At 71.7% G+C, this 10,086-nt stretch carries 9 protein-coding genes; 4 read left to right on the forward strand and 5 right to left on the reverse strand.

The features are described from left to right. Positions 1-54: 54 nt before the first annotated feature. The gene (locus tag ABZ193_RS32665) at positions 55-627 is read left to right on the forward strand and encodes a helix-turn-helix domain-containing protein (RefSeq protein ID WP_354712605.1); all 573 of its coding nucleotides are present in this window, start codon (positions 55-57) and stop codon (positions 625-627) included. 32 nt (positions 628-659) lie between these two features. On the opposite strand, the gene ABZ193_RS32670 is transcribed toward ABZ193_RS32665, so the two are convergent. After that, positions 660-1,847: an amino acid deaminase/aldolase gene (locus ABZ193_RS32670; RefSeq protein WP_354712606.1), complete on the reverse strand. Its 1,188-nt coding sequence runs from the start codon at positions 1,845-1,847 to the stop codon at positions 660-662. Positions 1,848-1,932: 85 nt separating this feature from the next. Between ABZ193_RS32670 and ABZ193_RS32675 the strand changes: the two genes are divergently transcribed. Beyond that, positions 1,933-3,240 (forward strand): D-arabinono-1,4-lactone oxidase, encoded by a 1,308-nt coding sequence (locus tag ABZ193_RS32675; RefSeq protein WP_354712607.1) that lies wholly within the window; start codon positions 1,933-1,935, stop codon positions 3,238-3,240. Between the two features lie 8 nt (positions 3,241-3,248). On the opposite strand, the gene ABZ193_RS32680 is transcribed toward ABZ193_RS32675, so the two are convergent. The 4 genes from ABZ193_RS32680 to ABZ193_RS32695 form a co-directional block, all read right to left on the reverse strand. Continuing rightward, a complete protein-coding gene (locus ABZ193_RS32680) occupies positions 3,249-4,586 on the reverse strand; it encodes an ADP-ribosylglycohydrolase family protein (RefSeq protein ID WP_354712608.1) in 1,338 nt (445 codons plus the stop codon). Next, a complete protein-coding gene (locus ABZ193_RS32685; protein WP_354712609.1) occupies positions 4,587-5,237 on the reverse strand; it encodes an SDR family oxidoreductase in 651 nt (216 codons plus the stop codon). It lies immediately after the preceding gene. A gap of 21 nt (positions 5,238-5,258) precedes the next feature. After that, complete coding sequence (locus ABZ193_RS32690) at positions 5,259-5,894, reverse strand: hypothetical protein (RefSeq protein ID WP_354712610.1); 636 nt, start codon at positions 5,892-5,894, stop codon at positions 5,259-5,261. A 277-nt stretch (positions 5,895-6,171) separates the two neighbouring features. Further along, positions 6,172-7,917 (reverse strand): serine/threonine-protein kinase, encoded by a 1,746-nt coding sequence (locus ABZ193_RS32695; protein WP_354712611.1) that lies wholly within the window; start codon positions 7,915-7,917, stop codon positions 6,172-6,174. A 98-nt stretch (positions 7,918-8,015) separates the two neighbouring features. Between ABZ193_RS32695 and ABZ193_RS32700 the strand changes: the two genes are divergently transcribed. After that, a complete protein-coding gene (locus tag ABZ193_RS32700; protein WP_020416297.1) occupies positions 8,016-9,086 on the forward strand; it encodes a CoA ester lyase in 1,071 nt (356 codons plus the stop codon). Then, the gene (locus tag ABZ193_RS32705) at positions 9,083-9,952 is read left to right on the forward strand and encodes a CoA ester lyase (protein ID WP_354712612.1); all 870 of its coding nucleotides are present in this window, start codon (positions 9,083-9,085) and stop codon (positions 9,950-9,952) included. Before ABZ193_RS32700 ends, ABZ193_RS32705 begins: the two co-directional genes overlap by 4 nt. Positions 9,953-10,086 lie beyond the last annotated feature (134 nt).

Genomic DNA, 10,086 nt, shown 5'->3' on the forward strand with positions numbered 1-10,086 from the left:
CATCAACAACGGTAGCACCGCATGACACTTGGTGTCATCACCTAGACTGAGCGAATGGTCCGGTGGGAGCCCAACGCGCCTGAGCGGCTGTCGCGCGCCGCGCTAGAGCTGTTCACCGAGCGGGGGTACGACAACACCACGGTCGCGGAGATCGCGGAGCGGACCGGGCTGACGAAGCGGACCTTCTTCCGGCACTTCGCCGACAAGCGTGAGGTGCTGTTCGGCGGTCAGGACGCGCTGGGCGAGGTCCTCACCGAAGCGATCACCGGCGCACCCGCCACGGCCACGCCGTTGGCGGCGATCGGCACGGCTCTCGAAGCCACCGCGGTGTTCTTCGGGCCGGAGCGGCTGCAGTGGGCGCAGCAGCGCCAGGCCGTCATCGACGCCAACCCCGAACTGCAGGAGCGTGAGCTGCTCAAGCTCGCCACGCTCACCACCGCGTTCCGGGACGCCCTGCGCGAACGCGGCACGCTGGAACCCGACGCGAGCCTCACGGCCGAGATCGGGAACCTCGCCTTCCGGCTCGCGTTCACCCGCTGGATCGACCCGGCCAACCAGCTGGACTTCGCCGAACTGACCCGGCGGACGCTCGACGAACTGCGCGAGGCGGCGGCGACGCTGGCCTGAGTTGTCCACAGGGTTGTGGACATGTGGACAAGTCAGCCGAAGTTCTGGTGTTCGCCCCGGTAGGTGGGCACCGTGCGCTCCACCCGGCCGTCCACCACGATGTGGTAGGCGTCGAACCGCTCGGCGAGTTCGCCCGCCTTGGCGTGCCGCATCCACACCCGGTCGCCGACCCGCAGGTCGCGTGCCGCCTTGCCGGTCACGGGCGTCTGCACCTCACCGGCGCCCTCGAACGGCAGCAGCCGCAGCCCCGCAGGCAAGTGCGGGGACGGCAGCCGGCTCGCCGAAGCCGGCCCGGAGGCGACGAAACCGCCGGAGTAGAGCGTGGCGATGTGACGCGCCGGCTTGTGGACGACCGGGAGCGCGAACAACACCGCGGGCTTCGGGTGGAAGCGGGTGTAGCCGTCGAACAGGGTCGAGCCGATCAGCCCGGACCCGGCGGCGACCTCGGTGACCACCCGGTCGGCCCGGGTCAGCTCGATGCTGCCGCTGCCGCCGCCGTTGACGAACTCCAGGTCGGCGACCTCCCGCACCGCGTGCACCGCGGCCGTCCGGCGGCGGGACAGTTCGGCCGACGACCGGCGCTGCATCCAGCGCACGGCGAGGTCGTTGAGGCGGCTGCCGGTGGCGTCGCCCAGCCCGGCGATCTGGCCCTCGTAGGCCATCACCCCGGTCAGGCGGAAGCCTTGACGCGCCACGATCTTTCGCGCCAGCGCCGCGGCCTGCTTCGCGGTGAAGACCGGTGAGCGGCGGGTTCCGACGTGCAGGAACGGCAGCGGGCGCCAGGACGCGTCGAGTTCCAGGCACACCCGGATCTCCGGGTGGTCGTGGCCCAGCGCGGCGTCCACGAGGTCCAGGTGCTCGGCCGAGTCGACCACGATCGTGATCGCGGCGCGGGCTCGCTCGTCGGCCGCGAGTGCGCGCAGAGCGCCGAAATCGGCTGTCGGGTACGCGACCAGGATGTCGTCGCTCGTGCCGAGGCCGGCGTGCCAGAGCGCCTCGGCCAGCGAGTAGCACATCAGCCCGGCGAACCCGGGCGTCGCGAGCGCGCGCTCGATCAGGTAGCGGCAGCGCACGGACTTGCTGACCAGGCGGATCGGCAGGCCCGCGGCGCGCTCGACCAGATCGGCGGCGTTGGCGTCGAACGCGGCCAGGTCGACGACGGCGAGCGGCGGATCGACATCCTTCGTCGCCGTGTCGTACGTGGTCGCGGAGGTCGTCATGCTAGGACCGTACGTCAGAACGACTTGAAACGCGAATACCTTTCACTTACGGTTTCGTCACTCGACACGGACGGGTGAGCACTTCATGAGCCGGTGGCACAACTGGGCGGGAACCGCGAGCGCGGACCCGCAGCGCATCCACACCCCGCGCAGCGCGGCCGAGATCGCCGAGGTCGTCACCGGCGTCGCGGTGAACGGCCGCCGGGTCCGCGCGTGGGGCAGCGGGCACTCGTTCACGCCGATCGCGGTGGCCGACTCCGACGCGATCGACCTGCGCGGCTGGACCGGGATCGCCGCGGTCGACGCCGGGAACCACCGCGTCACCGTGCGGTCGGGCACCACGATCCGGCAGCTCAACGCCGAGCTGGACGGGCTCGGCCTGGCGCTGACCAACCTCGGGGACATCGACGCGCAGACGATCGCGGGCGCGGTGTCGACCGGGACGCACGGCACCGGCGCGCGGCTCGGCGGGCTGGCCACGCAGATCGTGCAGCTGGAACTGGTCCTCGCCGACGGTTCGGTGGTCACGTGCTCGGCCGACCGGCAGCCGGACCTGTTCGCCGCCGCCCGCGTCGGGCTCGGCGCGCTCGGCGTGATCACGCACGTGACGCTGCAGTGCGAGCCGGCGTTCGCGCTCGCCGCGCAGGAACGGCCGGAGCCGCTGGAGCAGGTGCTGGAGGGGTTCGACACCTTCGCCGCCGAGAACGACCACTTCGAGTTCTACTGGTTCCCGTACGGGAAGAACGCGCTGGTCAAGCGCAACAACCGGCTGCCTGCGGGTGAGGTGCCGCGCCCGTTGAGCCGGGCCCGCGAGTTCCTCGACTACGAGATCATGGAGAACGTCGCGTTCGGCACGTTGTGCCGCATCGGCCGCGCGGTGCCACGACTGGTCCAGCCGCTCGGCCGGTTCGCGTCGGCGGCGCTGTCGGCGCGGGCGTACTCGGACACCTCGCACCGGGTCTTCGTGACCCATCGCGGGGTGCGGTTCGTGGAGTCGGAGTACGCCGTTCCACGTGAATCACTGCACGAGGTCCTGCGCGAGCTGCGGGCGCTGGTGCCGCGGCTGGAGAACCCGGTGGCGTTCCCGGTGGAGGTCCGCGTCGCGGCGGCGGACGACATCTGGCTGTCCACGGCGCACGGCCGCGACTCCGCCTACATCGCCATCCACCAGTTCGTGGGCATGCCCTACCGCGAGTACTTCGCCGGCTTCGAGTCGATCGTCGGAGCCGTCGGCGGACGCCCGCACTGGGGCAAGATGCACACTCTGGACGCCACCACACTGCGCGAGCGCTACCCGCACTTCGACGACTTCGTGAAGGTGGCACGACGCTGCGACCCGGCCGGGGTGTTCCGGAACTCCTATGTGGACCGTGTGCTCGGCCCGTTGCCCTAGGCAGCGCGTCAGTCGTGCCAGTAACGGCGGATCCACAGTGGATCGGTCGGCGGTCGCGGCCCGAACTCGGCGAGCAGGTCGCGGGTGAGCACCTCGATGACCTGGTACAGGTCCAGCGGCGCGAGCAGGCCGCGCGGCACGGTCTCGATGCCCCACCGGGCACCGGCGAGCGCGCCGGCCAGCATGCCGGTCGCTGCGGTGTCGCCGTCGTGGTTCGTCGCGAGGGACAGGGTTTCCCGCACGTAGTCGGTGACGACGACCGCGTAGACGGCGGCTCCCAGCGCCTGCGCACCGGTGGTGATGCCGCCGAAGGTGGCGGTCAGCTGCTGCGGTGAAGCCGGCGCCTCGACTGTGCGGGCGAGTTCGACCGCGGCGCCGATGGCCTGGACCACCGGGGCGGCTTCCGGCTGGTTCAGCAGCCGGGCCGCGGCGATCGCCGCCGGCAGCGGTTGCCCGCGCAGGAGTTGTTGCAGCAGAACGACGAACGCGCCCGCGGCCAAGTGGTCCTCCGGCCGGGGGTGGGTGAGGCGGGCGCTGTCGACGCCGATCTTGAAGCCGAGCGCGGGGTCGTCCGTCCACAGTGCCAGCGGCACGGCGCGCGCGACGCATCCGGGCCCCTCGCAGCGCCCGAAGTCCCGCTCCTCGCGCGCGTGCCGGATGAGCAACGTGGCGAGGGTGTCGTCGGCGGAGCGCCGGTCGAACATGTCCCGGTGCCGCACGAGCCAGCCGGTGTTGCGGTACTCCTGCGGCAGCGGGCCGAACACATCGTCGGGCGGGAATCCCTGCGTGACCGCCCAGCGCCGGTACCCGAACGTCACGTGCATCGCCGGGTTGGTCGTCAACGGCGGTCCGGGGATGGCCCGGTCCGCCGCGTGCGGTCCGATCATCGACTCGGCGCTGAACAGCATGAGCTGGGTGTTCGGCGAGACCGGCGCGACGCCGTTGGGGAACGCGGGCTCGGTGAACCACCGCTCGTTCTGGCGCCGCAACGCTTCGGCGCCCACCGCCGCGACCCGGTACCCCATGGCGTCCCCGAGCGCGGCCGAGAAGACCGCGCCGAGGAACCGGCTCTCGATGCCCGGCTGCCCGCGGAGCCGCTGTCCCGTCCCGTGGTCGGCCAGCATGATCTCCCGCTGGCGCTGCAGGTACTCCGCCTCCGCGTCCGCGGGCGGGTCGACCTCGAGGTGGTGCAGGTTGTAGTCGGACCCCTCCGGCCGCTGCTCCATGCCGAACGGGGCGCGGTCCACGTGCCGCATCGTCCACTCGTAGTGCCAGTCCGACATCTTGCGCGACCGGCGGCGGGCCTCGTCCGCGGGCCAGCCCGCGATCTCGATGTCTGGTGTCATTTACAAGCGGGTGATCGCCTCGTCGACGGGTGTGTTGCCGGTCACCAGTTCCAGCGTGCGGCGGAACGAGCGGGGCTCCTCGAAGAGCGCGATCAGCACCGCGGCGACGTCCTCGCGTGGGATCTCGCCGTAGTCGACCTTTTCGGCCAGGTGGACCTCGCCGATCGCGGGCTCGTCGGTGAGGCGTCCGGGGCGCAGGATGGTCCAGTCCAGGTCCCGGGCACGCAGGTCTTCCTCGGCGGCCTTCTTCGCCCGCAGGTACGCCGCGAACACCTCGTCCGTGCCGGGGCGGGCCGGGCGGTCGACGCCGATCGAGCCGATCTGGATGTGCCGCCGGACGCCGGCGCGCTCGGCGGCGTCGGCGAACAGCCGCGCGGCGCCGAGGTCCACCGTCTCCTTGCGCGCCGCGCCGCTGCCGGGGCCCGCGCCCGCGGCGAACACCGCGACGTCCGCGCCCTTCAGCACGTCGGCGACCTCGTCGACCGCGGCGGACTCCAGGTCGAGCACGACCGGCTCGGCGCTGAGGTCGCGCAGCGCGGGGGCCTGCTCGACGTTGCGGATGATGCCAACGGCCTCGTCCCCGGTGCCGGCCAGCAGCCGCTCCAGGTGACGCGCGATCTTCCCGTGCCCTCCGGCGATGACGACTCGCATGGGACCGACTCTAGGCCGGGGTCAGGCCACCGGCAGGTCGTAGGAGGCGAGCAGCTGCTCGTAGACCATCTCGTTGATCCAGCGGGACACCGCGTCCTCGGGGAGGAGGATGCGCTCGCGGCGCACGTCGATGTCCAGGTCGACCCGGGCGTCCTCGTCGGCGGTGACCACGCCCACGCCGTAGGAACGGGCGCGCGGCAGGCAGTTGTCCAGGTAATCGCGGCTCAGCACGGCCGACGTGGGCAGCACCACGGCCGCCTCGCCGTAGCGGCTGAACGGCACGGCGGACGCCATCGCGGTGCGCCAGTGGCGGGCGACGGCGAGGACGCCGACGATCTCGGCCGCCGGGGCCGGGGCGGTCGGCGCGAACTCCGGCCACGTCCAGGTGGCGACGGTCGCGCGGTCGGTCACCGGGGCGACGCCCATCGCGATCCGCTCGGCGTGGGTGTCCGTGCGCAGCTTGGCCACGACGCAGACGCGGCGGCCGAGCATCGTGACCTCGGGGAGGACGACGCCGTGCCAGCCCAGCTGGGCGGCGGCGTCGCGGGCCAGCACGCTGACGCTCGCGGGCAAGTCGACGGGCGGCACCACGCGGGTGGGGAACGATCGTCCGCCGGCCACCACCGAATTTCCGGTGTGCCCTGGTGTAACCGCCACGATCCGCCTCCTCTTACCGCTGATTCCCTACCCGCACCTCGTGAAAAGAGGCACATGGAAAGAGGTACCAGGGGTGGGCCGGTTGATCTGTGGACAACGGGAGCGCCTGCGATCGGCGGCGCTCAACGGTCGGTGACCGGTCGATGAGCGGTATCGGGACTTCAGCCCGACACTGCTTCCGAATGGGTGACGGACCGCTGAACGACCCGACGCCCAGCGTCTCCGTACCGCCGAACGGAGCAATTCCATTCGCGTTCCACTGTGGACAACGAACGGATCAGGGCAGGAGTTCCCGGCCCAGCGGGGTCATCAGGTCGGCGACCTCCGAGTAGGGAACCACGACCTCGTGGTACCCGCATGCCATCGGGTAGTTCCGCGCGTCCGTGGCGAGCCAGAACACCACTCCGTCGGGCCGGAATCCCAGCTGGAGCGCGGGCGCGTCGAGGATCCCCCACGGCCGCAGGTCCCCCGGCGCGAGCGGGGTGCGCTCGCCGAACGGCTCGCTGCCGTCGCAGTAGCCGCCGGGTGAGCGGGCGAGGATCCGCGCCTCCAGCGCGCTCATCGCGTTCTGGTCGGCCGCGATGCCGTCGAAGACGTCTCCCGCGGTGATCACCTGCCCGGTCGACAGGTCGACGTTGAGCCACAGGACGGCGTAACCCCCGTGGTTGCCGAACTGGCTCGACTGCACCGCCAGGTCGTAACGCACGGACACGATCCGCTGGTCCTGCCGCCCGATGGTGACCTTGTTCTCGATCACCGGGTCCTCCGTCGGGTCGAGGATCCCGGACTGGACGTAACCGGTGAAGTCGTCGAGCGGTTTCGCGAGCGCGGCGTTGACCCGGTCCTGCAGCGCGGGGTCCCGCATCCCGCTCACCGCGGCGTACTGCGCGTCGACGTGGAAACCGGTGCCCGGTTCGGTGCGGGTCAGCAGGTTCACCTGCACCGCCGCCTGCTGCTCGGCGGGTGGCGCGGCGGCGACCGGCGGGAGGGTTTCGCCGTTGCCGATCACCGCGATCGTGCCGATCACCGCGCCGACGCCGACCGCGACGGCCACCAGCGTGGCGCCGATCTTCGCGCCGAGGCCGATGCCGGTGCCGACCGCCGCCAGCCCGCCCGCCGCTGCTCCCGGCGCGGCCGCGGTCCCGGCGCCGAGCAGCGCCAGCGGCGACAACGCCAGCAACGCTCCCGCTCGCTGCGCCAGCCTGCCCAACCCGCGCTGCTCCCAGTCCGGGCCGTACCCGGCGACCGCGGCGGTCTCCAGTTCGGCGACGAACTCGGCCGCCGCGGACGGCCGCCGGTCCGCCTCCTTCGCCATGCCCCGCGCGATCAGCTCGCGCACCGGCCCCGGCACCGCGTCGAGCGGCACCGGCGCGTTCTCGTGCTGGTCGCGGAGCTCGTCGGTGGTCGCGCCCTCGTACGGCTGCCGCCCGGCGATGCTCTGGAAGAACACGCAGGTCGCGGCGTACACGTCGGTCGCCGGGGTGGCGGGCCCGCCGCGCCACTGCTCCGGCGCCATGTACGCCGGGGTGCCCGCCGGCACGCCGGGCCGCCCGGCCAGCACGGCGATGCCGAAGTCGACCAGCTTGCTCTCCCGGCCCGGCCCGACCAGCACGTTCGCCGGTTTGTAGTCGCGGTGCACGACACCCGCCTGGTGCGCGTCGGCCAGCCCGAGCAGCGAGCCCTTCAGCACCGCGAGCGCCGACTCGGGCGGCAGCGCACCGTCGTGGCCGAGGACCTCGCGCAGGGAGACGCCGTGGATGGCCTCCATCACGATCGCCGCGCCGTGCGGGCTCTCGTGGAACTCGTAGAGCCGGGCGACGTGCGGCGACTGGACTCGGCTCAGCAACTGCGCCTCGTGCCGGAACGCGGTCAGCCGCGCCGGGTCGCCGAGGTGCTTGCCGAACAGGTACTTGATCGCCACCGGGGTTCCGGAGGTGTCGTGCCTGGCCAGCACGACCTCGCCGAACCCGCCCTCGCCCAGCAACCCGACCTCGGTGAACCCCGGCACCGCCCAGTTCCGCATCCGCACCTCACTCCGAGGTGAGCTTCGCCGCAGCGGTTCCCCTGGTTTCGTGGTTAGGGTTACTCGTCGGTTACCACGGCCGTGCCAAGGGAGGACGGATGCGCTCGCCGAAGGACTTCTTCGCGCCCCTCGCCGTGGGGGCGCCCGACCCCGTCCGCGAGATCCCCGCGCTGCCGTCGCGGATGATCCACTTCTTCGACCCCAGCAACGCGAAGATGGCCGCGAAGGTCCCCGACCTGGCCAAGAAGGTCGACGTGCTGCTCGGCAACCTCGAGGACGCGGTGCGCGCGGACCGCAAGGAGGCCGCGCGCCAGGGCCTGGTGGAGATCGCGAAGGCCACCGACTTCGGCTCGACGCAGCTGTGGACGCGGATCAACAGCCTCGACTCGCCGTGGGTGCTGGACGACCTGATCACGCTGGTCACCGAGATCGGCGACAAGCTCGACGTGATCATGGTGCCGAAGGTCGAGGGCGCGCAGGACATCCACTACGTCGACCGGCTGCTGGCCCAGCTGGAAGCGCGGGCGGGTCTGCGCAGGCCGCTGCTCGTGCACGCGATCCTGGAGACCGCGAGCGGGGTCGCGAACGTCGAGGAGATCGCCGGCGCGAGCCCGCGCATGCAGGGCATCTCGCTCGGCCCGGCGGACCTCGCCGCGAGCCGCCGCATGAAGACGACGCGCGTCGGCGGCGGGCACCCCGGCTACCTGGTGCGGACCGACCCGGTCGGCGAGGACCTGCACGAAGGCCGCACGACCTTCCAGCAGGACCTGTGGCACTACACGGTCGCGCGGATGGTCGACGCGTGCGCGATGCACGGGATCCTGCCGTACTACGGGCCGTTCGGGGACATCCGGGACGTGGTGGCCTGCGAGGACCAGTTCCGCAACGCGTTCCTGCTCGGCTGCGTCGGCACCTGGACGTTGCACCCGGTGCAGGTGGACATCGCGAAGCGGGTGTTCTCGCCGGAGCCGAAGGACGTCGCCTGGGCGCGGAAGGTGATCGCGGCGATGGGCGACGGCACCGGCGCGGTCATGATCGACGGGAAGATGCAGGACGACGCCTCGGTCAAGCAGTGCCGGGTGGTCGCGGAGCTGGCGGACAAGCTGGCCGAGCGCGACCCGGAGCTGAAGCAGGCGTACGACGAGGCGACGAAGGAAGCGCTGGCATGAGTGGAGTGAAGCCGCGGCGTTCGGTGCTGTACATGCCGGGCGCGAACGAGCGGGCGCTGGAGAAGGCGAAGACGCTGCCCGCGGACGCGCTGATCCTGGACCTGGAGGACGCGGTCGCCCCGGACGCGAAGGAGGCGGCGCGGGAACGGGTGTGCGCGGCGGCGGCGTCCGGCGACTACGGCAGTCGCGAGGTGACCATCCGGGTCAACGGACTGGACACCGAGTGGCACGACGCGGACCTGCGGGCGGCGGCCCAGGCGGGCCCGGCCGCGGTGGTCGTGCCGAAGGTCAACTCGGCGGCCGAGGTGCACAACATCGAGCGCGCGCTGGAGCTCGGCGGCGCCCCCGATGCGACGAAGATCTGGGCGATGGTCGAAACCCCGGTCGCGATGCTGCACGCGGAGGAGATCGCGGCGGCGAGCGAGCGCTTGACGGTGCTCGTGATGGGGACGAACGACCTGGCCAAGGAGCTGCACGCGGAGTTCGTCCCCGGCCGCGCCCCACTGCTCGGCGGGTTGTCGCTGTGCCTGCTAGCCGCACGTGCGACGGGCAAGGTCATCCTGGACGGCGTCTACAACGACGTGAAGGACCTGGCCGGTTTCGAGGCGGAGTGCCTGCAGGGACGGCAGTTCGGGTTCGACGGCAAGACACTGATCCACCCGGGACAGATCGAGCCGTGCAACCGGGTGTTCGCGCCGTCGGACGACGAGGTCGCCCAGGCGCGGAAGATCATCGCCGCGTTCGAGGAGGCCAAGGCCGAGGGACGCGGCGTGGTGACCGTGGACGGGCGGATGATCGAGAACCTGCACGTGGAGAACGCACAGCGAATCCTGGCACTGGCAGAAGCAATCGCCGGAAAGAACTAGCCAACACAAGAAAACCGCCGGCCGGCAACGCAAAGCAGCCGACTACCCCAACCAGACCTCCCCCGCCCCCGATCCACAGCCGATCTTTAGTCGCCGACCAGCCGTGTCAAGGCACGCTTTCCCGCCTTGACACG

The sequence above is a fragment of the Amycolatopsis sp. NPDC006125 genome, from assembly GCF_040614195.1.
Classification (GTDB): Bacteria; Actinomycetota; Actinomycetes; order Mycobacteriales; family Pseudonocardiaceae; genus Amycolatopsis_E; species Amycolatopsis_E tucumanensis.

Coding starts and splice junctions, on each gene's coding strand:
- ABZ193_RS32670 (WP_354712606.1), bottom strand. CDS start 1,847: ATGACGACCTCCGCGACCACGTACGACACGGCGACGAAGGATGTCGAT.
- ABZ193_RS32695 (WP_354712611.1), bottom strand. CDS start 7,917: ATGCGGAACTGGGCGGTGCCGGGGTTCACCGAGGTCGGGTTGCTGGGC.
- ABZ193_RS32685 (WP_354712609.1), bottom strand. CDS start 5,237: ATGCGAGTCGTCATCGCCGGAGGGCACGGGAAGATCGCGCGTCACCTG.
- ABZ193_RS32665 (WP_354712605.1), top strand. CDS start 55: ATGGTCCGGTGGGAGCCCAACGCGCCTGAGCGGCTGTCGCGCGCCGCG.
- ABZ193_RS32675 (WP_354712607.1), top strand. CDS start 1,933: ATGAGCCGGTGGCACAACTGGGCGGGAACCGCGAGCGCGGACCCGCAG.
- ABZ193_RS32705 (WP_354712612.1), top strand. CDS start 9,083: ATGAGTGGAGTGAAGCCGCGGCGTTCGGTGCTGTACATGCCGGGCGCG.
- ABZ193_RS32700 (WP_020416297.1), top strand. CDS start 8,016: ATGCGCTCGCCGAAGGACTTCTTCGCGCCCCTCGCCGTGGGGGCGCCC.
- ABZ193_RS32680 (WP_354712608.1), bottom strand. CDS start 4,586: ATGACACCAGACATCGAGATCGCGGGCTGGCCCGCGGACGAGGCCCGC.